At 48.0% G+C, this 23358-nt stretch carries 19 protein-coding genes; 12 read left to right on the forward strand and 7 right to left on the reverse strand.

All coding sequences use genetic code 11. From position 1 onward, the window contains the following. The first annotated feature begins 3 nt into the window (after positions 1 to 3). The 3 genes from gpsA to FJD32_RS00440 all read left to right on the forward strand — a co-directional run bounded on the left by gpsA (position 4) and on the right by FJD32_RS00440 (position 2785). Positions 4 to 1020, forward strand: a complete 1017-nt coding sequence (gene gpsA, locus FJD32_RS00430) for an NAD(P)H-dependent glycerol-3-phosphate dehydrogenase (protein WP_088586456.1) — start codon at positions 4 to 6, stop codon at positions 1018 to 1020. A 238-nt stretch (positions 1021 to 1258) separates the two neighbouring features. Further along, positions 1259 to 2443 carry an NAD(P)/FAD-dependent oxidoreductase gene (locus FJD32_RS00435; protein WP_088587004.1) on the forward strand — a complete coding sequence of 395 codons (1185 nt, stop codon included), beginning with the start codon at positions 1259 to 1261 and terminating at the stop codon, positions 2441 to 2443. Between the two features lie 21 nt (positions 2444 to 2464). Continuing rightward, a complete protein-coding gene (locus FJD32_RS00440; RefSeq protein ID WP_047539601.1) occupies positions 2465 to 2785 on the forward strand; it encodes a hypothetical protein in 321 nt (106 codons plus the stop codon). A gap of 378 nt (positions 2786 to 3163) precedes the next feature. On the opposite strand, the gene FJD32_RS00445 is transcribed toward FJD32_RS00440, so the two are convergent. Beyond that, on the reverse strand, positions 3164 to 4777 hold the full coding sequence (locus FJD32_RS00445) for an IS1634-like element ISShes12 family transposase (RefSeq protein WP_011715680.1): 1614 nt from the start codon (positions 4775 to 4777) through the stop codon (positions 3164 to 3166). A 933-nt stretch (positions 4778 to 5710) separates the two neighbouring features. Here FJD32_RS00445 and FJD32_RS00450 point away from each other — a divergent pair. Further along, positions 5711 to 6790: a Fic family protein gene (locus tag FJD32_RS00450; RefSeq protein ID WP_088586457.1), complete on the forward strand. Its 1080-nt coding sequence runs from the start codon at positions 5711 to 5713 to the stop codon at positions 6788 to 6790. 36 nt (positions 6791 to 6826) lie between these two features. On the opposite strand, the gene FJD32_RS00455 is transcribed toward FJD32_RS00450, so the two are convergent. The 5 genes from FJD32_RS00455 to FJD32_RS00475 form a co-directional block, all read right to left on the reverse strand. Continuing rightward, positions 6827 to 8188, reverse strand: coding sequence for a TrkH family potassium uptake protein (locus tag FJD32_RS00455; protein ID WP_069453861.1), 1362 nt, complete (start codon positions 8186 to 8188; stop codon positions 6827 to 6829). 1 nt (position 8189) lies between these two features. Beyond that, positions 8190 to 8888, reverse strand: coding sequence for a TrkA family potassium uptake protein (locus FJD32_RS00460; RefSeq protein ID WP_037416157.1), 699 nt, complete (start codon positions 8886 to 8888; stop codon positions 8190 to 8192). A 44-nt stretch (positions 8889 to 8932) separates the two neighbouring features. Then, a complete protein-coding gene (locus FJD32_RS00465) occupies positions 8933 to 9622 on the reverse strand; it encodes a response regulator transcription factor (protein ID WP_088586459.1) in 690 nt (229 codons plus the stop codon). Beyond that, entirely contained in the window at positions 9623 to 10669 is a 1047-nt protein-coding gene (locus tag FJD32_RS00470; protein WP_055646924.1) for an ATP-binding protein, read from the reverse strand. It lies immediately after the preceding gene. Positions 10670 to 10897: 228 nt separating this feature from the next. Next, positions 10898 to 11824 carry a pirin family protein gene (locus FJD32_RS00475; RefSeq protein WP_055646923.1) on the reverse strand — a complete coding sequence of 309 codons (927 nt, stop codon included), beginning with the start codon at positions 11822 to 11824 and terminating at the stop codon, positions 10898 to 10900. Between the two features lie 133 nt (positions 11825 to 11957). On the opposite strand from FJD32_RS00475, the gene FJD32_RS00480 reads away from it, so the two are divergent. The 4 genes from FJD32_RS00480 to FJD32_RS00495 all read left to right on the forward strand — a co-directional run bounded on the left by FJD32_RS00480 (position 11958) and on the right by FJD32_RS00495 (position 15865). Further along, entirely contained in the window at positions 11958 to 12695 is a 738-nt protein-coding gene (locus tag FJD32_RS00480; protein ID WP_055646922.1) for a sulfite exporter TauE/SafE family protein, read from the forward strand. 115 nt (positions 12696 to 12810) lie between these two features. Beyond that, positions 12811 to 13275 (forward strand): NlpC/P60 family protein, encoded by a 465-nt coding sequence (locus FJD32_RS00485; RefSeq protein WP_037427995.1) that lies wholly within the window; start codon positions 12811 to 12813, stop codon positions 13273 to 13275. Positions 13276 to 13299: 24 nt separating this feature from the next. Further along, on the forward strand, positions 13300 to 14748 hold the full coding sequence (locus FJD32_RS00490; RefSeq protein ID WP_088586460.1) for an MFS transporter: 1449 nt from the start codon (positions 13300 to 13302) through the stop codon (positions 14746 to 14748). Between the two features lie 88 nt (positions 14749 to 14836). After that, positions 14837 to 15865, forward strand: a complete 1029-nt coding sequence (locus tag FJD32_RS00495; protein WP_088586461.1) for a LacI family DNA-binding transcriptional regulator — start codon at positions 14837 to 14839, stop codon at positions 15863 to 15865. 60 nt (positions 15866 to 15925) lie between these two features. Here FJD32_RS00495 and gtfA read toward each other — a convergent pair whose 3' ends face one another. Beyond that, positions 15926 to 17410 (reverse strand): sucrose phosphorylase, encoded by a 1485-nt coding sequence (gene gtfA, locus FJD32_RS00500; RefSeq protein ID WP_088586462.1) that lies wholly within the window; start codon positions 17408 to 17410, stop codon positions 15926 to 15928. 257 nt (positions 17411 to 17667) lie between these two features. Here gtfA and FJD32_RS00505 point away from each other — a divergent pair, with 257 nt between their 5' ends. The 4 genes from FJD32_RS00505 (at position 17668) to mog (ending at position 23335) form a co-directional block, all read left to right on the forward strand. Next, positions 17668 to 18888, forward strand: a complete 1221-nt coding sequence (locus tag FJD32_RS00505; RefSeq protein WP_088586463.1) for an MFS transporter — start codon at positions 17668 to 17670, stop codon at positions 18886 to 18888. 258 nt (positions 18889 to 19146) lie between these two features. Then, positions 19147 to 21543 (forward strand): TonB-dependent receptor, encoded by a 2397-nt coding sequence (locus FJD32_RS00510; RefSeq protein ID WP_088586464.1) that lies wholly within the window; start codon positions 19147 to 19149, stop codon positions 21541 to 21543. Between the two features lie 92 nt (positions 21544 to 21635). Then, complete coding sequence (locus FJD32_RS00515) at positions 21636 to 22595, forward strand: carbohydrate kinase (RefSeq protein ID WP_088586465.1); 960 nt, start codon at positions 21636 to 21638, stop codon at positions 22593 to 22595. A gap of 206 nt (positions 22596 to 22801) precedes the next feature. Next, the gene (gene mog, locus FJD32_RS00520; protein WP_088587005.1) at positions 22802 to 23335 is read left to right on the forward strand and encodes a molybdopterin adenylyltransferase; all 534 of its coding nucleotides are present in this window, start codon (positions 22802 to 22804) and stop codon (positions 23333 to 23335) included. The last annotated feature ends 23 nt before the right edge of the window (positions 23336 to 23358 follow it).

Here is a 23358-nt window from a genome sequence, read left to right on the forward strand (position 1 = left end):
TACATGAAAAACTCTGCCGATATCACGGTGTTAGGGGCGGGCTCTTATGGCACCGCCCTTGCCATCTCTCTAGCCAGCAATGGTCATAAGACCTTGTTGTGGGGGCACGATCCTGCCCATATGCAAACGCTCGCTCAGGACAAATGCAACCAAGCATTCCTGCCTGGTATTGCCTTCCCCGAGTGTTTACATATCGAAGCCGACTTAGCCAAAGCCTTAGCGGCCAGCAATAATGTGCTGGTTGTGGTACCTAGCCATGTGTTTGGCTCGGTACTGGCCCAAGCGAAACCTTTGTTACGCCAAGATGCTCGCATCGTATGGGCGACCAAAGGACTCGAGCCTGAAACCGGACGTTTGCTGCAAGATGTGGCCCGTGATGTGTTAGGCGAGCAATATCCGCTGGCGGTATTGTCAGGACCTACGTTTGCGAAGGAATTAGCCATGGGGTTACCTACGGCGATTTCGGTTGCGGGCACTTGTCCTAAATTTACCGCTGAGCTAGTGGAATTGCTGCACAGCCCTAAACGTTTACGCGTTTACGCTAACGACGACTTTATCGGCCTGCAATTAGGCGGCGCGGTGAAGAACGTTATCGCCATTGGCGCGGGGATGTCCGACGGTATTGGCTTTGGTGCCAACGCCAGAACGGCGTTAATTACCCGTGGTTTAGTCGAGTTAACCCGCTTAGGCGAAGCCTTAGGCGCCAGCACCGCCACCTTTATGGGCATGGCTGGATTAGGCGATCTAGTGTTAACTTGTACCGACAACCAATCCCGTAACCGCCGCTTTGGTTTAGCCTTAGGTAAAGGCTGCGATGTGAATACCGCACAGGCCGAAATTGGCCAAGTGGTTGAAGGTTATCGCAATACTAAAGAAGTGTTTACGCTGGCGAAGCGCATGGGCGTCGAAATGCCGATCACCGAGCAAATCTACCAAGTGTTATACCAAGGCAAAGCGCCCTTGGATGCCGCAAAAGAACTGCTCAGCAGAGAAAAGAAATCAGAAACGCCAGCGCAATAAAGCGCGAGTCGTGATGATGCTGAATAAAATAAAGGGTGCTAAAATAGCGCCCTTTTTTATGTCCGATCGCTATCGCCTTAATGTACTGGCAGCAGTCTGCATTGGCTGTATCCATTAAGGCTGGATGCTGAACGCGGAATATCTACCCCAATATCGAAGACCAATACCGTAACCAAGTCTTTGAACTATTTGGGATGATGGGCAATAGCCAAATTAATTTATCGACTGGAGTATGAGTGTGAAACATCATGATGTAATTATTATCGGAGCCGGCGCCGCAGGATTAATGTGTGCTGCAACAGCGGGTTACCGAGGTCGTGATGTACTGGTACTCGATAATGCCAAGCAGGCAGGGCGTAAAATCCTTATCAGCGGTGGCGGCCGTTGTAACTTTACCAACCTTAAAGTTGAACCCGCCAACTTTATCTGTGGTAACCCGCACTTTGTCAAATCCGCATTGGCGCGTTATCCATCGCAGCAGTTTATCGAACTGGTTGAGCGCCACGGCATTGAATACCACGAGCGTGACCATGGTCAGCTGTTCTGTAATGACTCGGCCAAAGAGATAGTCACTATGCTGCTGACCGAATGTGAATGGGCGGGTGTGAGCATTAAGCTGCGTACCGATATTCTGGCGGTGAGCAAAACTGAGGCAGGCCGCTTTGCGCTAACCACCTCAAATGGCGAGTTAAGTTGTGACTCCTTAGTGATCGCCACCGGCGGTTTATCCATGCCAAAACTTGGCGCAACGCCCTACGGCTATCAATTGGCCGAGCAGTTTGGGCTTAAGGTGTTGCCAACTCACGCGGGTCTGGTGCCTTTTACTTGGCACAGCGAAGATAAAATTCGCTTCGAACCGCTGTCGGGCATTGCCGTACCGAGCCGCATTACCGCCAAAGATGGCACCGCCTTTAGCGAAGCCCTGCTCTTTACCCACAGAGGCTTATCTGGCCCCGCTATTTTGCAGATTTCCAACTATTGGAAAGCCGGCGAAACCATAGAAATCAATCTATTACCCAATATGGATGCCGCGCAGGCTTTAGAGCAACAACTGGCCGCACATCCTAAACAGAGTCTGCGTAATACCTTAAGCCTGTGGTTACCTAAGCGGCTGGTGGAAGTGTTATTCGATGAGGCTTTACTCAACAAAGCCTTAAATCAGCTTGTTCATGCAGAGCGCGCCAAGTTAGTCGATGATCTGCACCGCTGGACTGTGTTAATGAATGGCACCGAAGGCTATCGCACCGCCGAAGTCACCCTCGGCGGCGTGGATACCCATGAACTCTCCTCCAAAACCATGGAAGCCATAAAAGTCCCCGGCCTGTTTTTTATCGGCGAAGTGATGGATGTCAGCGGTTGGTTAGGCGGCTTTAACTTCCAATGGGCCTGGGCATCTGGTGTGGCGGCTGGACAAGCGGTTTAGTCTGTTTGGGAACAATAAAGTTTGAAGAAATATTTAGAAAAATTAAATGAACTAGAAATCGCTTGTCATAACAATTTTGAGGATGATTCAGATGAACATTGGGTTGATGAAGAATACGTCCGTATAAGAGCTGATGCTCTCAAGTTGCTAAGTAGCGCAAGCAAAGAGTTAGAAGTGAATGAACTTACTAGTTTTAGATTGAAAATAGTAAAGTTCTTTTGTGCCAATATGGGATGTCATTTAGATATTAAAGTGCTTGAATCTGAAGATGCAAATGTACTGTCGCATAATGAGATCGAATTAATATTGGGAAATTCTCAGTTAGCGCGGTGGAATACGTAAATTTAAGTTTGTTTTCTGCACATAACAATTCAAGGAAGTTGGCGTTGTATACATTGTCACTATTTCCCCTGTGACACGCCGCCCTTTTATTTTACAAGAAGTATCCCTATAGGCTCGACGGCGGCATACATGCCGCCAACGGTCAAAGTTACGACAATGGCAATCGTAACTATCTAAGCTATTATCTCGATTCTTTACCTCGAATGCAGCCTTGCTACTTTTCTTGTTACTTATTCAAGTCATTCTAGCCAGATGTGTTGTCGGAAAATCGAAAGTGAATTATGTTATTGCTTTACTTTGGGTGACTCTATTTTTTAGGTAAGATTATGGAACTAACTGATCCGAACTACGTATTAGATCCGACTTTCCGCACCTGATTTAGGAATAAATTTGCCGATACCGTTCGCCTAACACGTCGAGAATGATCTGCTGGTCCACTGTGAGTCCTGTGACTTGAGGTGGCGCCTCTCCCAACTGGTACTCGTGCACCCCGCCAAAGCGTAAAAAAATCCACCGCGCAGTCGGTTTTTGCGTGGGTTTCTTTTTCATGTCCGCCACACTCCGGTTCTGCTCTACTAAGCCCTGCCGGATCCGGTGCTCCAGCGCCGCATAAATCATCAGGCTACAGGTCATCACCATCAGCAACGCTTCGATACGTTCCGGTTTTTTAAGATATAACGAGGAGGTTAAAAATTCGGGACTTTTCAGAAACCTAAAACCACGCTCGACATTCTGCTGGGCTTTATAGGTAGCCAACAGCTCAGCCATGGTGAGCGTTTCACTGTGATCATTGGTCGCGAGGATGAACACCCCTGTCTGGTTGCGCGCCTCAGCCACCCGCGCCAAGCTACTTGCGGCTAACCCCTTGATGTGAAATTGGTAGTTCACCGGCATTTCACCCTTTTGGGGCCTTCCGCGCCCTGCATAGATAGGTTCACTCACGACTTCTGCTTCTAGTTGCAGCAGATTTAAGCTGACAGCAAAACGGGCTAATTCAGCCTGCGCATCGGTCTCGCAGGCAAAACGCTGGGCACATAATTTGTTGAAGGCTTTCAGTTCACGCGTGCTGTCTTTCAGTAGGTTTTTGGCTAATGTTTGCTGCTCACGGTGGCTGGCCTGTTCGCTGCGCACCAGCAACCAACGCTGCGCGACGTCGGCATAATTGGCGCTTTGCCAACAGCCATGATAGCCATTGCCCAGCGCAACCAGCGACTGGGTGCCAATGGTTGCCACGGCTCGCTTGGCTTCATTGAGGGTGACAGGCACACGAGTCACGAACAACTGTTGCTGTTGTGCCAGTAGTTGCAAGGTGTCGGCGCAATACAGCGCCGCATCGCCGACCAGATAACGACTCTCCTGCGCGGCCTTGAGACTGCTCAAGTGGCGCCGTACCGTCTGGGCAAAGGCCTTGGTATCATTAATATTACCACTCAAGGCTTGCATGTAGATGGGCAGGCCGGCCTGATTTTCACAGATAAGCTCCAGGATAACCTGGTTTAGCTCTGGCCGATGGTCGCGGCTATAGCCCCGTACCAATTGCAACTTACCGAGCTGCTCGCCATCGGCTTGGTCATAGGCGCCATCGACGTGGAAGCTGGTGATATCGAGGTGTACTGCAGTACTTTTGAGCCCCAATCGTTCAACGACCTGCTCCGCCATCACCTGATAAAGCGTGCTGACATCGGCCTCAAAGAGGGCATCAAGGCAGCGGCCGAGCACATCATCATTGAGGTCATCGGCACAGATCCCCGGGCCAATCAGGCGTTCTACAGGCTTGTTGGCAAAGAATTGCGGGAACATGTGCAAGGTCGAACTATGAAAGCCAAGACCGTTCAGTATCATCGCCACCAACGCTTCACCATGTGAGACTTTGTAGGGCGGCGTTTTGGGTAGCACCGCATCAATCATGCGAGCAATGCCGAGTTCTTGGCAAAGTGCAGCGACCAAACCAAGGTGGTCGAGGTTACGGATAGAGATAGCGGGAGCGGCCATGATGAATTACCTGCAAAAGAGAGTAATAGATCAGAATGACCGATCGCCGTCAAGTTTTTTAAATCGAAAATTAGGTGCGGAATGACGGTTAGATTTGTTCAAAAAACTAATAATGAGTGTTTTTGAAGAAATGAGAAACCCAACAAACTCTTTTGACTTAAACGAAAAAAATTATAAACGGAATATTGGATTAATAGCTCAGATCGACGTATCTAATATTTATTTACGTTTATCTTCTATTTTGACCAAATCAATGAATTAAAAAATCGTGTTGCTTTAGAAAATGAATTTCAAATTAGTCAATTTAATTATGAGACGATGCTAAGGCAGTTTTGTGATGATTACCATGATGTCGTAAATGTTGCTGCATCCATAAAAAGTAGTTTAGACCAAAGGTCTGGTTTGCTCGGTCTATTCAAAGGCTACAATAATCCGATTGAAACCATATTGAGTGGGAAAAGCTACCAATTGAACTTTCAGCAATTGCGTAACAAATTTTCTTATCATGCAGCAGTTCTTCGGCAGTCAGAAAAGAAAACGATAGATACTATCGCAAAAGATTTGGACGAATTTATGCTTAACTTTACTTGAGGCTGAAAAACTGGACACTCATCCTTAATAGCACTTAAGTCAGCCTCCTATTATGCTTGGTTTGGTTAAGCATTAAACAAGGAGGTTTGTATGCCGCTTCTTCGCAGAACTCTGAAAAGCCTCGAGTTCATTCTTGTATATCAGTTGGTTAGCTGTGTTGTGCTGCGTGACTCTTTTGCGGTAATCCTACCATTTTTAACATTCTTGCCATTGAGTCTAACGAGTTAGGTGTAATGTATAGAAAACTTGAAAAACTATACATGTTTTCTCTGTCATGTATAATTTTTGAGGAAAACTATACATATTGAATCTCTTCAGTATAAAAAAGAGTGGAATTTATCTATGTTAGACTCACTGGCTTTGCTTCCTCTTCCTAACATTGAACTGTGGGAAACCCGTTCGGTACTCAAAAAAACTGCCGAAGCACATCGCTACTTGGCAGAGCTTAAAGGTGTCGCAGCCAGCATTCCCAATGAAGCTATTTTAATCAATACGTTAGCTCTACAAGAGGCAAAAGATAGTTCTGAAGTTGAGAATATCGTCACTACGCACGATGAGCTTTATAAGGCCAATTTATTTGAAGAGGCCATTACTAACCCTGCTACCAAAGAAGTCCAAGATTATGCTTTTGCTTTAAAGCAAGGGTTTCATATTGCGCGGCAAAACAAATTGATCCGCCTCAGCGATATTCTTGCGATACAACAAAATCTAGAGCACAACAATGCGGGACTGCGGAAGTTACCGGGCACGGAGCTTAAGAATACGCGGACTGGGGAAGTGATCTATACACCACCACAGCATGCAGATGATATTGCTGAGCTTATGGAAAATCTGATTCTGTTTATCAACGATGACGAGCAATGTGATGCCGATCCGTTGGTAAAAATGGCAATTATTCATCATCAATTTGAAAGTATTCACCCCTTCTATGACGGTAATGGTCGAACTGGCCGTATATTGAATATTTTGTACTTGGTTATTAAAGATTTACTTAACCTGCCAGTTCTGTATTTAAGCCGTTATATTATTCAGCATAAGCCTGATTATTATGCGAAATTGCAGGCGGTAAGAGATTCAGGGAATTGGGAGCAGTGGCTGCTATTTATGCTTGATGGCATTATCGACACAGCACAAAATACCATTTCGCTGATCACCGAAATGAAAACCTTGATGACTGATGTCAAACAAGGTATCCGTGAGCAGCTTCCAAAAGTCTATAGCCAAGATTTACTAAACAATTTGTTTAATCATCCCTATACCAAGATTGACTTTCTAATCGAAGAATTGGGTGTGACACGCATTACCGCCACTAAATATTTAGAGCAGCTGGTCGAGCACGGTTTCTTAACGAAACAAAAAGTGGGGCGTGCTAATTATTACATTAATGCCCCACTGTGTCGGTTGTTGATAGCTCATAGCTAAGCGAATTATTTTTTACGGCGCGCCTTAGTGTTTTCCTTATCCAATCGCTAATTTGGTTTCTGCATAGCGCAGCTTTTTTACCCTTGGGTTGGCAAGGAAGTAGGCCAACATCAATGGGCCGAGGCGTCCCATAAACATCATAAAGATGATAATCCCTTGGCCTGCACTGGATAAATTACCTGTTAATCCGCGGGATAACCCGACGGTGCCGAGGGCGGATACGGCTTCGAAGGCGATATCCATTATCGGGGCGTTTTCGGTGAGTACGAGGGCGAATATTGCCAGCCAAGTGACGCCGATGGAGATCATCGTGAGGGCGAGTGCCTTGCTAATGGTGTCTTTGGGGATTTCGCGCTTAAACACATACACTGCTTCATCGCGGCGTAAATAGCCGTAGGTGGCGAGGATTAACACCATAAAGGTCACGACTTTAATGCCGCTGGCGGTACTGAGGGAGCCGCCGCCGATAAACATCAGCACTAAAATCAATAGGGTGGAACCATCCTCGAGTTGGTCTATGGGTAGGGTGTTAAAGCCTGCGGTGCGCGGGGTTACGGCCTGAAACCAAGAGGCCAACCATTTGCCGAGTTCGCTTAAGGGCGCGAGGGTGTTGGGGTTGTTGTACTCAATCAGATAAATGGCTATCACGGCCACGGCATTGATCAATATGGTGCCGGTAATCATCATACGGCTGTAAACGGTGAGTTTCGACCAACGTTTATTGCGTTTAAGATCAATCCACACCGAAAACCCAAGGCCGCCCACAATAAATAAACCTGTGATAGTGAGGTTGATAACTGGGTCTGCGACATAAGGGATTAAGCTATCTGGGCTTAGGGCAAAACCCGCGTTATTAAAGGCGCTAATGGTATAAAAGAAGCCGTGAAACAGGCTAGTTTGCCAACCCAATTCGCCGCTCCAGTAGACAGATAAAATCAGCATACCCACGGCTTCAACCAATAGCGAAAACACCAGTACGGCCTTAGCAGTCGAGACTAAGGTAGAGGTATCAGTTTGATTAAACGCTTCTTTCGCCACTGTTTGCTGCAAGAAACCTATCTTACCGCCCAGTGCTATCAGAGTGACAATGGCAAAGGTCATCAAGCCTAGGCCGCCGCATTGAATTAACAGCGCGATAATCACTTGGCCAAAGGGCGTGAACACACTGCCGGTATCGACAACAACTAGCCCTGTGACCGTCACCGCCGAGGTCACGGTAAAGAGGCTTTGCAGCCAAGTAATGGGCGACTCGGTGGCGATAGGCAGTTTAAGCAAGCAAGTGCCGACCAAGATTAGCAGAGCAAAGCTTGCACTTAAGATAAAGGGCGGCGCGCCAAAGAGTTTTTTACTGGTTTTCGGTGTGTGCTCTAGGGTGAGCGAAGGATGCCATTGAACCACGTTACACCAACCTTGATGCGAGCTGTTTTAACTCGGCACGGCTACCGCAGAGGAATAGAGCATCCTCAGTGTGCAGGCTAAAGTCACTATCAATCTTGCTAAATACACTCTGCCCGCGCTTAACCATCAGCGGTGTGACTTTGCCTTTAGGGCTGCGCTGTACGTTGGTTTGCTCATCGGTGTTTTTCTCTTGTAGGCTCCCTAGTAGTTGGCCAACTGTGACTTGATGTAAATGGGCTTTAATATGGATTTCAACAATATAGAGCCCATCGCCGATGGCGAGAAAGTTATTCACCATAGGGTAGTTTAGCGACTGGGCGACGCGGATCCCCATATCTTCCTCGGGGTGAATAATTCGCGCGACATCGAGTTTAGACAATATGGTGTGGTGCGCTTTATTGCTGGCTTTAACCCAAATATTTTGCACGCCGAGATTTTTAAGTGCCAGAGTGCACAGCAGGCTCGATTGCATATCAAAACCGATAGCGACAATCACGACTTCACTACTGGTAAGATCGAGTTCCCGCAGCGACGCCTCATCAGCGCAGTCGCAAATCACCGCTTCGGTAAGACTTTCTACATATTTTTCAACAGCTTTGTGGTCATTGTCGACACCCGTAACTGTATGACCTAAGTGGATCAGTTCTCTGCTTACAGCAACGCCGAAGCGGCCTAATCCGATGACAGTAAAATGTGCCATTTCATATCCTTGTGTGGTTGAGCTAAAGAGTGAGGCGAGCTGGCCTACGGCGGGCCGAGGTCGGTGAGTCGATACCCTAAACCAGGCTCGGTTTTGATCAGTTGTTGTTCGTCACTATCGTTAAGCTTTTTACGCAGTTGGCTGACTAAAATCCGCAGATAATGGCTATCTTCTTGGTGAGTTTCGCCCCAGATATTGCGCAGCAGTTCGCTCTGTTTCAGCAATTGCCCAGGGTGGGACATTAACTGAACCAGTAGGGCAAACTCTTTTTTGGTGAGGGCGATTTCCTGCTGGTTAAGCCAGCATTGATGGCTGCTCTTTTGTAGGGTGAGCGGGCCAAATTGCAGCATATCGATAGTGTTTGAGGTATCCACAAGGTCACGGACTAATACCTTGATACGCACGATTAATTCCCTGATACCAAAGGGTTTACTTAGATAATCGTTAGCACCGGCCTCGAGCAGGCGGATTTTTTCTTCCTCCTGATCGCGGGCGGTTAAAACCAACACGGGGGTCTTATCTTGCTGGCGCAGTGCTTGGAGTAGTTCGATGCCATCGCCATCGGGCAGGCCGAGGTCGAGCACGATAAGGTGCGGCTGGTGGCTTTGGTATTGTTTGAGCGCCGTGGCTATGCTGGTGGCGCTTATGTATTCAAAGCCTTCCGCCTCAAGTGAGATCCGCATAAAGGTATGGATTTGTGGCTCATCATCCACCACTAACACCTTGTAAGCCATTTATGCACTTTCCTTCGTTATCGGTAACGCGATGCGGATCAGGCTGCCTTGAGCAACATTTTCGGCACTGATACGCCCGTTATGGGCAGTAATAATCCCTTTGGCGACAGGCAGACCCAATCCAGCTCCGCCATCGGTAGAGGGATGTTGGCGGTAAAACAGTTCGAAAATCGCCTCCTTTTGAGATGGGGCTATGCCTTGTCCTAAGTCTTGAATATCGATACGCAGCATATCTTGGTGGCGATAGAGGCTTACGATCACAGGCTGGTTGGTGGGGGAATAATGCAGGGCATTATCGAGCACATTAAAAATCGCCTGTTCAATCAAAGAGCTGCAAATCATTAATGGTGGTAGCTCTGGCTCAGTATGAATTTTGATTCTGGGTTGCTCAGTTTGAAAGCGAGCGATAGTGCGCTGTAGCACTTCGCGTAGATTGGCTTCATCTAGGCTAAATTTGAGCGCACCATGTTGTAACTTAGTGGCTTGCAAAAGATTTTCGATATATTGGTGCAGGCGATGACTCTCGGCGGCGGCCGAGTCGATAAGCTCCTCAGTTTGCTCTGGGTTGAGCTTGGCTTGGTATTCCTTCAGCGTGGTTAAGGTGCCGATAATGGTCGCAAGGGGCGTGCGTAAATCGTGGGAGACCGAGAGCAAAATGCTGTTTCTGAGCTGCGCCTGTTCGAGTGCATGCTGCTGGCGGCGGTAATGTTCAGCCAATTTGCTGCTAGTAAGGGCGACCAGCAAAAATACGCTTAGATTGACTATGTCTTCGACGTTGAACATCTGTAACGAATAGCGCGGTGTGGTGAATAAAAAATTGAAACTGACGGCGCCAAACACGGCCACAAAGTAGGCATAGTTGGCGCTGCATTGCAGGGCCACGGCGATCACGGCTAATTGCAGGATAAGCAGCACAGCAATGGCTGATCCTGAAAATACATCAATAAAATAGCTAGTTATTAACGTTACCACTAACAACATGGCGGTAAATAACGCGGGATGCGTGCGCCAGTATTGGTTGATGGAGGCTGTGTTTGCAAAAGTCATAATGGCTAAGGCATTGCTGAAGTTAAGGCTACTCTAGCAAAGGCCTGTAGGGATAGCGCGTAAAAAATCCGTAAAATTTTCTGTGGCTTGGCGTGTGAATGTTGTCTGGCATTTACATCAGGCAGTCTGTTCTACTCACCAACTTGCATTAGATAGTGGCTGCAAATACCTCCATTAGGCGAGGTAATCTAGCTCGATTACCTCGCGCTAACGCATGAACGGCTGGGATTACCAAGGGATGGGCGGCGGCATTAAGCGTTTGCCGCTATAACCCGGCACAGTGGCAAAACGTGGGGACTTGGCCTCCCAATCGGCTTGGGCACTGGCGATATCTTCCTTACTGTAGCCGACAAAATTCCACCAGATACTGACAGAGTCGGCGAGGGGCGCGCCGCCAATCAGCAGTAAACGTGCGCCTTGGTGAAGGTCGAGCGTTATACTCTCGCGCAGCATGCCAAGGTAAGCGAGGTTATTGTTATCAAAGGATTCATCGTCGATATCGAATCGGCCCTCAAGCGGCATTAGGCCATATTCAAATCGCGGATCGAGCCGAAGTGTTAGTTGAGTGGCCTCTGTGGCGAAGATATCGAGCGCGACGATTGGCGAAAAGTGTAGTGTGGGCGCTTGTTTATCCTTCCACGAGCCAATCAATAGGGTGAATTCAGCGCCCGCCTCCTGCCAAGTGGGCAGCTGGGGATAATGGTCGAACCTCGGGGTTGTGTCTTTGTGTTCCAGCGGTAGCGCAATCCATAGCTGCACCGCATGCATAGTGCGATGACCTTCGACGGACTCTTCGGTGTGGGCGATACCATGGCCTGCGGTCATCAGATTGACTTGCTTAGGGCGGATCACTTGGGCGCTACCTAGGCTGTCCCTGTGCATGATTTCCCCCTCCAGCATCCAAGTGAAGGTCTGTAGGCCGATATGGGGATGCTCGCCCACATTCATTAAGGGGCCGTTGGTGACAGGACCAATATGATCCAGAAAACACCAAGGGCCTATGAGTCGACGCGGTTTTTGCGGAATAGCCCGCGCTACGGGTATCCCGCCTACATCACCGATTTTGGAGGCTATATGTTGGATTTGGATCCGCCCATCTTCGACGGGGCATTCCCTTGGGCCGCCGTAAAACGGCGACGTTTGCATTTGACTCATATCGACTCCTTATCTTCATTTAGACACGGATAGATTTAACATTTATGCTGGTGCAGCGAGGCGTGTTATCGCCCTCAAGGTCTGTTACTCACGCTCGACCTTAATGACTTTAACGCAATATTGGGAATAAGGGATGTTAACAGACCCTGTTTTTTGGCTAGTGGCGATTCCTGCGGTGTTGATTACGGGGATCTCTAAATCGGGTTTTGCCGGCGGCGTCGGTGGCTTGACCGTGCCCCTGTTAGCGCTAGCCATAAGCCCGGCGACAGCGGCGGCAATCATGTTACCACTGCTGATTTATATGGATTTTTTAAGTGTTCGTTCGTGGTGGGGCCAACATAATCCACGCCAATTATGGATCCTCTTACCCGCGGCGATTGTGGGTATAGGTATCGCCTATTGGTTGTTCGACCGATTAAACGAAGATTACTTACGGGCGATTTTAGGCTGTGTGTCCTTAGGGTTTGGTCTTTATGGCTTGGTTTTAGGGGATAAAACCCAAGCGACCCCTTCACCTTTGGTGGGACGACTCTGCGGCTTAACCGCAGGTTTTACCAGCTTTGTGGCCCATGCAGGCGGGCCGCCACTCAATGCCTATTTGCTGCCGTTACGTTTGGCCAAACCAGAGTTTTTAGCCACGGCAGTGGTATTTTTTGCGGTGGTGAATCTGATTAAGTTAGTGCCCTACAGTCTGCTCGGGCAAATTAATCAAGGTAACATTCTGATTTCTCTGTTACTTGCGCCTTTGGCTTGGTTAGGGGTAAAACTGGGGTTGTCGATCCAAGATAAGATCAGCGATAGGTTGTTTAAACGCATCATCTTGATTTTAATGGTGCTGGTGGGTATTCGCTTATTGTGGACGGCGTTATAGTTTTAAGCTTGAGATTAGCTTAGGCTGTTACCATCGATTTTTTCACGGTATGTTAGTTATCGCTTTGATAGCACCCGATATTACGCAAGAATTGCCCGCGATGAGTTTTACGCTAATGAAACGATTACTGATAGTTATCTTAGCCTTAGGTCTTGGTGCCTGTGCGAGCGCGCCAGAACCTAAGCCTGTGGTTAAGCAAGTTGAACCCGTCTCCGTTTGGAACGATAGCAATATCGCCGAATTGCATTCCGAATGGCGCGGCGTCCCTTATCGTTTGGGGGGCGCGACCAAGAAAGGCATCGATTGCTCGGCCTTTGTGTCGGTCGCTTACCAAAAAATGTTGGGTATGACTCTGCCGCGTACAGTGGAGGAGCAGCAAGCACTTGGTAAACCCGTGGCGCGGGATCAACTGCGTAAGGGGGACTTAGTGTTCTTTAAAACTGGCTGGAGCACGCACCATGTCGGCATTTATGTGGGCGGGAATAATTTCCTCCATGTCTCGACGAGCCAAGGGGTAAAAATTTCGAGCCTACTTAATAGCTATTGGGCATCAAAGTATTGGAATGCAAGGCGAATTTAAGCCTTAATCACAGGTAGAGACTCTATGACCCCAGCGTCTGCTTCGTCCCAACATGAGCCTCTACCCACTTCGATTTTTCTGGCGATTTTCTCCGCCGTGTTCTTACCCATGTTTTTGGCGGCGGTCGATCAAACCCTACTCGCCACCGCAACCCCAGCCATAGTGGAAGATCTTGGCGGCCTCAGGCAAGCCTCGTGGATCACTATCGGCTATATGTTGGCAATGGCGGCCAGTGTACCTATTTATGGCTGGCTGGGGGATAACTTTGGCCGCGCCAAAATCTTGATGATTGCCTTGGCGGTGTTCGCGTTAGGCTCAATTGTCTCCGCCAGTGCCGGGACGATGGACCATATGATTGCCGGAAGGATTCTCCAAGGCCTCGGCGGTGGCGGGCTGATGAGTCTGTCCCAATCCCTTGTGGGGGAATTGGTGCCGATACGGCAACGGGCGCGTTTTCAGGGCTATTTTGCCGCTATGTTTACCCTCGCCAGTGTTGGCGGCCCAGTGATTGGTGGTTTTGTGGTGCATGCCTATTCTTGGCACTGGTTATTTTGGGCGAATATTCCCTTGGCTATGCTGGCGGTTTGGCGACTTAATCGCTTGCATAAACAGAGTATTAAACCAGTACGACTGGGTCGGTTTGATTTGCTTGGCGTGCTGTTATTTCCTTCTATCATTACGGCGCTGCTGTATTGGTTGTCTGTGGCAGGGCAAGACTTTGCTTGGCTATCGGCCACAAGCTTAGGCTTTATCGGATTTATCTTTGTGGGCGCCGCCTTGCTGTTGTGGTGGGAGCGTCAGCGTGAGAGTCCTTTTTTGCCGCTGGATTTACTCGCCAACAAAGCCATTTATATGCCGCTATTAACCGCTGCGCTGTTTGCCGCCTGTCTGTTTGCGATGATCTTCTTTTTACCCATTTACTTACAGGTTGGTCTGCAAACCAATCCGGCCAAAACGGGCTTGCTATTGATACCAATGACCTTTGGTATAGTGACAGGTTCTACTATTGCGGGCCGGTTGTTGAGCCGAGATGTAGCACCTAAATGGTTGCCGACCTTCGGGATGGGGCTGGCTTCTATCGGTTTACTCTCTATCGGTTTAGTCCCGCCCAATGCGGATCTTATTGGCGGATTAGGTGTGCTGGTGGGCATAGGGTTAGGAACCGTGATGCCCAGCGTGCAGTTAGTTGTGCAGAGTGTGTCGGGCAAGGCGCGTTTAAGCCAAATTACCGCTATGGTGTCCTTGTGTCGCTCCATGGGCGCGGCAATTGGTACGGCCTTATTCAGCCTGTTGCTATATAGCTTGTTACCGCTCGAAGGGGCGCAGGTGGGGATTGCGGCGATAAAAAAGCTACCCATTGAGGTTGTGCATCACGCCTTCCAATGGGGTTTTATCGCGGCGGCCTTGGTGGCGCTCAGCTCTGCGATTGTAGGGTATCTCTCGCCCGCCACAGCGCTTAGGGATCATGAGTAGATTTGTTGGTGCACGACGGATTTAAGCTGTGTAGTATTTGCGATAGGTTAGCTTCCGCTGTGACCCCATTCTTTGCCAGGAATTCTGCATGACAACTAAAAACTGGACCTTAAAAAGCATAGCTAACGAGCTAGGTGTCTCTAACGCCACTGTTTCTAATGCTTTTAATCGTCCCGATCAACTATCGGAAAAACGCCGCAACGAAATTTTGGCCGCCTGTTCTAAATTGGGTTACTTTGGCCCAAACAAGGCGGCGCAGTCCCTACGTAGGGGCAAATTTGATACCGTCGCGTTGGTATTGTCCGATAGTGTTGAATATATGGTGTCCGATCCTGTCGCCAGTAAGTTTATGAAGGGGGTAGCTTCGGTATTGGAGCGGGAAAAACTAAACTTATTGTTGTTTTCTGGCAGCTCCGACAGTGTGAATGCAGTGGCCGATTTTGTGGATGGGTTTATTTGTTATGGTCGCCCGCGCAATGCCTTGCTTGCCGAGCAACTAAAACAAGTTAAGAAGAAGGTGGTTACTGTGGATTTTGATATCCACCGCAACGCTTCTGTCAGCATCGACAATAAGTTAGCCGCCTATGAGGTGGCCAAATTAGCGTTAAAATCTCCCACCGATCAGGTGGCTGTATTAGGGTTAAGGTTGCTCGATACCCATTTAACCTGCCGAGTTTACGATTTGAATTTGCTCGAAATCGATATGTCGATTGCACACCAGAGGTTGCAGGGATACTTACAGGCGATTGAGGAAACGGGTGTCACCCTTGGTAATGATCGGATTTGGAATATTCCAGAAAGTAATGCGGAATATGCACGGATAGCGGCTAAGGAGGCACTGAATTCGACCCCAAGACCCAATGTATTTTTATGTATGAGCGACTTAATTGCTCTCAGTGTGATGGGGGAGGCGCAGGCCATGGGATTAGCAATTCCAGAGGATATTCGTGTTGTGGGATTTGATGGTATTGATGAGGCAACTCGCTCAACTCCACCGCTGACCACGGTTTATCAATACTCAGAGCAAAAAGGCCAAATGGCGGCGCAGATGTTTATCGACGATGCCGTGCATGCTCAGGTATTAGGGTATGAATTACGGTTAGGTAAAAGCTGCTAATGTATTGATTTTTAAATGCAAAAGGCGCTGTTAAAGCGCCTTTTGTTTTATGTTTGGTATTTACCCCTGCGCAGGGGTAAGCAGGTCGGTCAAGGCAATTTGGGTTTCGATGCCTTGCTCATCAAGCAGGGTGATCAGCCCTTGTTTATGGGCAAAGTCGAGACTAAGACTGGCCGATGCATTTTGTGCAGACCATGTGAGTGTTAGTGATTTTCCACTGGCAGCCATCGAAAAGCCGCCATTGAATGCTGCGCTACTATTACGCAGTTTTATCAATTTAATTAAAGCGTTAACGACAGGCTTTTGCAGGGCTTGTTGCACCTTTTCTCGGTTTAAATAGGGGCGATTAATGTCTCGGCCGATGTGGGTTTGATTCAGCAACGTCATGTCGTTTGGTATGGCAAGCAGGCCTGTGTAGTAGACCTGTGGAATACCTGGTGCGAAAAACTGAATTGCTCGCGCCATCAAGTAATCTAGGTCATTTTGCCCTAGGGCATCGTAGTAGGTGCAGTTGATTTGATACAAATCGACATTGCTGGCGGCCGCCCCTGTGGCTTGCAAACTCTCGCCTTGACTGTTGCTGTGTATGGTTTCAACTAGATTATCGATTTGTTTTTCGTCTAATAATCCGCGCAAGCCATCCATTGGGCCGACATCGATAATGCCAATACCATCGTGGGTATCTAGTACGGTAATGCAGTTGCGAGGCGCCATTTCAAGCCAGTGGCTCAGGGCGCGACAATCTTGGCTGAAGAGCGTGTGTAAAATCAGCGGCGGTAATGCAAAGTCGTAAACCATATCGACCCGTTTGGCGATATCGATTTGCGTCATATGATGTGAGTGGATTTCGGCTAGGGTTGTCATGCCTAACTGATTGGCTTGCTTTGCTAATTTATCCACGAACTCGAAGGACTCCTCAATCATAAAGCAGCTAGTGCCGGGCTTTTTGATTGCATAACCTGCGGCATCTAAGCGGATTAAATTGACTTTGCTGTGGTTAAATCGCGCCAATACGCGGTTTAAGTAATCCTTACCTGCTGCGGAATTAACGTCGATATCGATCTGGTTGCGGGTAAAGGTGGTCCAAAACTCTTCCGTTGAACCATCCGCTAAGGTGTAAGTGCTAAAACAGCTCCCTGGGCGAGGGCGGTAGATAGCTTTTTGATCCTGCTCGCTTAATCCTTCGGGGAATACCTTGTCCTTGGTTAGGAATAAATCCCAGTAAGCCGATTGTTTGCCATGCTTGAGCACATCTTTAAACTCGGGAGACTCCGCGGACATATGGTTAACGATCAAGTCGGCCATGATGTCGAACTCTTCACCTATGCTTTTGACATCGTCCCAATCACCTAAGCGAGAATCCACTTGCACATGGTCTATGGGATCAAAACCCGCATCGCTGCCATCGATAGGATAGTAAAAGGGCAGTAGGTGAACGCCCCCAAATAACCCCTGTAACTCGTTATTGAGTAAGGCTTTGAGTTCTTTGAGTCCGGCACCGGTTATCCGATCGACATAGGTGATCAATTGCACTTGATTTTTCATACTTTGCCCACGTTTGAGTAGCCTTCCCAGAGTAAAGTTTGCCCGCTTTTATTTATAAATTGCGCAAACAAACTTAATCGATTAAGTTGTATATTTAACCAATGTGAAACATTATTCAAGTGGTTTGTTTTATTTTTGAGTTAGTCTTAGGTTTTGGGGGGATTAGCTCACTGCTGTACATAAATAATGCCTAAAGCTGTTTGGGGCTTAGCCAGCTTCAAAGGGAGTTAGGCGCGATAACGATAAGGTGAAACAGTATGGTAAGTGATTCAAATTCTGTAGAAAATCGCCATCACACTCGTATTAGAGTGCTGACGTATTTAATGTTTTTTATGTTTGCTATGACCTCCGATGCCGTGGGCGTGATCATCCCGCAGCTGATATCTGAATTTGGCCTCTCTTTGTCTCAGGCGAGCGCCTTCCATTATATGCCGATGATTTTTATCGCAATAAGCGGTCTGTTTCTGGGTTTTTTGGCGGATAAAATAGGGCGTAAACTAACCATTTTATTAGGGTTGTTGTTGTTCGCTATTGCCTGTTTTTTATTTGCGCTTGGGGAGTCGTTTTATTATTTCCTGATGCTATTGGCCTTGGTGGGCTTGGCAATTGGGGTATTTAAAACTGGGGCTTTAGCTCTGATCGGTGATATCTCTCGGTCACCAAAACAACATTCCAGCACCATGAACACGGTCGAAGGATTCTTTGGGGTTGGCGCTATGGTGGGGCCAGCTATCGTTAGCTATCTGCTTATCAGTGGTGTGTCATGGAAGTATTTGTATTTTGGGGCAGGGATTTTTTGTCTGCTGCTTTGTTGGTTGGCGTTTAGGGCCGATTATCCGCAGGTTAAGCAATCCTCGACGGAGACAATTAATCTGGCGAACACCTTCCGCATGATGAAAAACCCTTATGCATTAGGGTTTTCCCTTGCGATTGGTTTGTATGTGGCCACCGAAGTGGCGATTTATGTATGGATGCCTAGCCTGCTGCAAGAGTATCAGGGCGATTACACTGTACTGGCGGCTTATGCCTTGACCCTCTTTTTTACCCTGCGAGCGGGTGGGCGGTTTTTGGGCGGATGGATACTAAATCACTTTTCATGGCAACAGGTTATGTTCTGGTTTAGCTTAGCGATTAGCCTTTGCTATCTCGGCTCTATGCTCTATGGGGTTGAGGCCGCTGTTATTCTCTTGCCGCTCTCTGGGCTGTTTATGTCAATGATATATCCCACCTTAAACTCCAAGGGGATCAGTTGTTTCCCCGTGGCGCAGCACGGTTCTGTGGCTGGAGTTATCCTGTTTTTTACCGCGGTTTCTGCGGCGCTGGCTCCCCTTTGTATGGGGTTAGTTGGGGATATTTTCGGCCATGTGAAGTATGGCTTTTACCTCGCAACTGGGTTTGCCGTTTTACTGTGCCTGTTAGCGGGCGTTAATCTGATTAAAGATCCTACCCAATCATTGTTGGGCCGTGAAACTGCTTAAATTGAAATGTGACAGAAAAAATTTTTATGTCACATTTCTCTAATGAATCAATTAATTGTCTGTTGTTCCCACTTTAAGTTTGTTGGTTTGTACAAAAAATGCACTTGCTTTTTGTTATTTAGTTGCTAACTTGTTAACTTAATCGATTAAGATGTTTTTTAGTAAAGTGAAATAACAGGCTAATCGATTAACAACAATTTCAGTAGAAGTCGCCGTGGGGAGAGGGGCGGCTTCTCAAATATGGGTGGGGACATAAAAATGATAAATCGCACATCACAACAATTCTTGTTAAGCACAATCGCCGTCTTGGTGAGTTCTCAGCTTTGGGCTGCCGATGCACCTGCACAGGAAGAAACCAAGAAAGATGCGTTAGGCCTTGAGCGCATTACTGTTACGGGCGTGGCCCGTGGCACCCGCGTCATGGACTCGAGCGTGTCAGTCAGCAGCGTATCACTCGCCGAGTTGGAGGTTAGTACTCCACGTTCATCCGCCGAAGCATTTCGGATCATTCCAGGGATGAAGGTGGAATCAACGGGCGGCGAAGGTAACGCTAACATTGCTGTCCGTGGCTTACCTGTGGCATCGGGTGGTGCTAAGTTTCTCCAAATTCAAGAAGATGGTTTACCAATTCTGCAGTTTGGCGATATTGCCTTTGGTAATGCGGATATCTTTTTACGTTTAGACTCTACAGTACAAACCATTGAATCTATTCGTGGTGGTTCGGCATCAACTGCAGCCAGTAATGCGCCCGGTGGCATTATTAACGTGATCAGTAAAACCGGAAGTTCAGATGCTGGCAGCGTGTCGACCACCTTTGGCTTGGACTACGATACCTTCCGTACCGACTTTGAATATGGCACCAGCATCAATGACAGCCTGCGTTTCCATGTGGGTGGTTTTGTGCGTACTGGTGAAGGCCCTCGCCAAGCAGGTTATGACGCCAACAAGGGCGGTCAGGTAAAAGCTAACATAACCAAAGAGTTCGATAGTGGCTATGTTCGTCTTTATTTCAAGCACTTAGATGATAAAAGTATTGGCTACTTACCCATGCCAATGTATTCGGACGGTAGCTCTGTCCCAGGTTTTAATGCGAAATCCGATGCCATTCAGTCAGCATATTTCCTCTCAACCCTGAGTTTGGGCGCCGATGGTGAGCGTCGTCGCGGTGATATGCGCGATGGGATGAACCCTGAGGTTAACTCTGTGGGTTTAGAGGCGTCTTTTGATTTAGGCAATGATTGGCAGGTCGAAAACCGCTTCCGTTTCTCGGATGTGAGCGGCAATTTTATGGCACCATTCCCAGCCGAGGTGGCTAATGGCGCCGACATTGCGGCCAGTATCGCCGGCACTGGCGCTAAGTTAATTTATGCCAATGGCCCTGATGCGGGCAATCCTATGGATGGACTCGCCATGCGGATCCATACCTTCGACGTTAAGATGAATGACTTTGGCTCAATCGTAAACGACTTAAAATTAACGAAAACCTTTGACGATACCAGCGTTACTGTGGGTTATTACAATGCCACCCAAAATATCAATATGACCTGGATGTGGAACTCCTATTTGATGGAAGTCAAAGGGGATAACGCCGCATTGCTTGATGTTGTGGCCGCCGATGGTACCGCCTATTCAGATGCTGGACTGTACGGCTATGGCGTGCCTTATTGGGGCAACTGTTGCCAACGTAATTACGATACCGAATACAACATTAAGGCGCCTTATCTTGCGGTCGCGTCGAGCTTTGGGGATTTGTCGCTGGATGCCAGTGTGCGTTACGACAGCGGTGATGCCAGTGGTTACTACGCCGGCAATGTGCAATCGCAAGTCGATATGAACTTGGATGGCGTTATCTCTATTCCTGAGCAAAGTGTCTCTTCTATCGATAATGCCAATCCGCAAACCGTAAATTATGACTGGAGTTACACCTCCTATTCTCTCGGTGCAAACTATCAGTTTTCCAGTGATTTAGCTGCATTTGGTCGCTTGAGTCATGGTGGCCGCGCCAATGCGGATCGCCTGTTGTTTGGTAAGGTTCGTGCCGATGGTTCAGTGGCAAAAGAAGATGCTGTCGATAATGTGGATCAATATGAGTTAGGCGTTAAGTACCGTTACGATGACTTATCGGTGTTCGCGACCGCCTTCTATTCAGAGACCGAGGAGCAAAACTTTGAGGCGACGAGTCAGCGTTTCTTCGACCGTAAGTACAAAGCTAAAGGAATTGAAATTGAATCGGCCTATTTTATCGGTGACTTCGATTTTAGGGGCAATGTCACTTGGACCGACGCTGAAATTGCTAAGGACGCTCTAACACCCGACGTTGTCGGGAATACTCCAAGAAGACAGGCCGACTTTATCTACTCGCTGATGGGACGTTATAACTTTGACCAAGGTTCAGTGGGTATCAACCTGATTGGCACTACTGACTCCTATGCACAGGATAATAATGACCTCAAGTTTGATGGTTACAATCAGGTCAATGCCTTTGCAACCTACAACTTAACTCAGGCCTTAAGTGTCTCCTTAAACGTCAACAACCTGTTTGACGCTACGGGTATTACCGAAGCAGAGGAAGGTTCGATTCCTGATAACAATATTATCCGCGCTCGCACCATTAATGGCAGAACCACGAGTGCAACCTTGAAATACGAGTTTTAACTCCGGCGGGTTTGGGGTTTAAAACCGACAATTTAAAAGGCCCATCCAGCATGGGCTTTTTGCTTAACTAATAGAAATATAAAGGGATCCATATGACGGTATTACTCAGTTTTGGTGAGGTGTTAGTGGATTTATTACCCACGGAGGCTAGCGACAAATCCCATCAAGCCATTGCAGGCGGCGCGCCTGCAAACGTGGCTGTAGGTTATGCCAAACTGGGCGGTAAGAGTTATTTTGCTGGCGGCATTAGCTGCGATGATTATGGCGCAATGTTAAAACAAGCCCTAGCGAATGAAGGGGTTGTAACGGATTACTTGACCGAAGTGCCAGGTGCGCCAACGGCGACAGTGGTCGTAAATTTGGATGAAAATGGTGAACGAACCTTCGAGTTTAACCGTCAGGCTACGGCCGATCTGTGCTATAGCCCGCGCCATTTCGATGCCATTCCATGGCCGCAGATGGATATTTTCCATCTCTGTTCTAATACCTTTACCGAAGCGAACATTTTTAACGCGAGTCTCTATGGCGCCCGTTGTGCTAATTCATTCAATAAGATAGTGAGTTTTGATGTTAACTTGCGCTTATCACTCTGGCCCGATACCGCATTGCTTGCAGAGCGAGTAGAGCAGTGTTTTCGTTACACACAAGTGCTGAAAATGAGCCGTGAAGAAGCCGACTATTTAGCCTTAACGCGGAATAAGAGTTTCGAAGATTATTTGCAGTTTTGTTTGGCGCAAGGTGTTGAAGTGATTTTGATTACTGACGGCGCCAATCCAGTGCAATGCATAACAGTAGATGAGCGATTTAGCGTACCAGTCCCCCAAATTAAAGCCGTAGATACCACGGCGGCGGGTGACAGCTTTATGGCGGGATTTTTGTTTGCACTGGGTTCTGAGTTGGAGTTTGATCTCGAGCATTTAACCTTAAAACATCGACTTGCGTGTCAGGCACAGTTGCGCAAGGCGGTTGAGTTTGCGGTGCGTTGCGGCGCTGTAACCTGTTGCCAGAAAGGCGCTTTTCCTGCTTTACCCACGTTGTTGCAGGTGAGTTAACCCTTCACTCCAAACTATCAAGCTAAGGTGAGCTATGGCTTGCCTTAGCTTTTTTCGAGCATATTGCGCGAACTTCATCACGTTTTACTTGCCCCATTGGCCGAGCATTTATGCTATTTTAGCTGCGGCTTATAGTCGAAGGAGCATAGGTTTCTCCTCTGCTTACGGTCGATATGGTTTTATTTCAACATGATTGGGGATTTCCAATGAGCAAAGCAAAAATCGGGATTGTTACGGTGAGCGATCGTGCCAGCGCGGGGATTTATGAGGATATCTCGGGCAAGGCGATTATCGATACTCTCAATGACTACCTCACCAGCGAGTGGGAACCGATTTATCAAGTGATCCCCGACGAGCAGGATGTGATTGAAGCGACCCTGATCAAGATGGCTGATGAGCAGGATTGCTGCTTGATTGTGACTACGGGTGGTACTGGCCCTGCAAAACGTGATGTCACCCCTGAGGCAACCGAGGCCGTATGCGATCGCATGATGCCGGGCTTTGGCGAGCTGATGCGCGCTGAGTCGTTAAAGTTTGTACCGACGGCGATTCTCTCGCGCCAAACCGCGGGCTTACGGGGGGATTCATTAATTGTGAACCTGCCGGGCAAGCCTAAATCAATCCGCGAATGTTTAGATGCGGTATTCCCAGCGATTCCTTACTGTATCGACCTGATGGAAGGGCCGTACCTCGAGTGTAACGAGGCCGTGATGAAGCCTTTTAGACCTAAGGCAAAATAACGCGCCGCACAGCAAGATGACAT

Origin of the sequence: Shewanella sp. LC6 (assembly GCF_006385735.2) — a bacterium.
Lineage (GTDB): Bacteria > Pseudomonadota > Gammaproteobacteria > Enterobacterales > Shewanellaceae > Shewanella > Shewanella xiamenensis.

Excerpts from the sequence above, each read along its gene's own strand:
- FJD32_RS00465 (WP_088586459.1), bottom strand. The coding sequence starts at position 9,622 with ATGGCTTACAAGGTGTTAGTGGTGGATGATGAGCCACAAATCCATACC.
- FJD32_RS00450 (WP_088586457.1), top strand. The coding sequence starts at position 5,711 with ATGTTAGACTCACTGGCTTTGCTTCCTCTTCCTAACATTGAACTGTGG.
- FJD32_RS00515 (WP_088586465.1), top strand. The coding sequence starts at position 21,636 with ATGACGGTATTACTCAGTTTTGGTGAGGTGTTAGTGGATTTATTACCC.
- mog (WP_088587005.1), top strand. The coding sequence starts at position 22,802 with ATGAGCAAAGCAAAAATCGGGATTGTTACGGTGAGCGATCGTGCCAGC.
- FJD32_RS00460 (WP_037416157.1), bottom strand. The coding sequence starts at position 8,888 with ATGGCACATTTTACTGTCATCGGATTAGGCCGCTTCGGCGTTGCTGTA.
- FJD32_RS00505 (WP_088586463.1), top strand. The coding sequence starts at position 17,668 with ATGGTAAGTGATTCAAATTCTGTAGAAAATCGCCATCACACTCGTATT.
- FJD32_RS00475 (WP_055646923.1), bottom strand. The coding sequence starts at position 11,824 with ATGAGTCAAATGCAAACGTCGCCGTTTTACGGCGGCCCAAGGGAATGC.
- FJD32_RS00445 (WP_011715680.1), bottom strand. The coding sequence starts at position 4,777 with ATGGCCGCTCCCGCTATCTCTATCCGTAACCTCGACCACCTTGGTTTG.
- FJD32_RS00495 (WP_088586461.1), top strand. The coding sequence starts at position 14,837 with ATGACAACTAAAAACTGGACCTTAAAAAGCATAGCTAACGAGCTAGGT.
- FJD32_RS00490 (WP_088586460.1), top strand. The coding sequence starts at position 13,300 with ATGACCCCAGCGTCTGCTTCGTCCCAACATGAGCCTCTACCCACTTCG.
- FJD32_RS00510 (WP_088586464.1), top strand. The coding sequence starts at position 19,147 with ATGATAAATCGCACATCACAACAATTCTTGTTAAGCACAATCGCCGTC.
- FJD32_RS00480 (WP_055646922.1), top strand. The coding sequence starts at position 11,958 with ATGTTAACAGACCCTGTTTTTTGGCTAGTGGCGATTCCTGCGGTGTTG.
- FJD32_RS00470 (WP_055646924.1), bottom strand. The coding sequence starts at position 10,669 with ATGACTTTTGCAAACACAGCCTCCATCAACCAATACTGGCGCACGCAT.
- gpsA (WP_088586456.1), top strand. The coding sequence starts at position 4 with ATGAAAAACTCTGCCGATATCACGGTGTTAGGGGCGGGCTCTTATGGC.
- FJD32_RS00485 (WP_037427995.1), top strand. The coding sequence starts at position 12,811 with ATGAAACGATTACTGATAGTTATCTTAGCCTTAGGTCTTGGTGCCTGT.
- gtfA (WP_088586462.1), bottom strand. The coding sequence starts at position 17,410 with ATGAAAAATCAAGTGCAATTGATCACCTATGTCGATCGGATAACCGGT.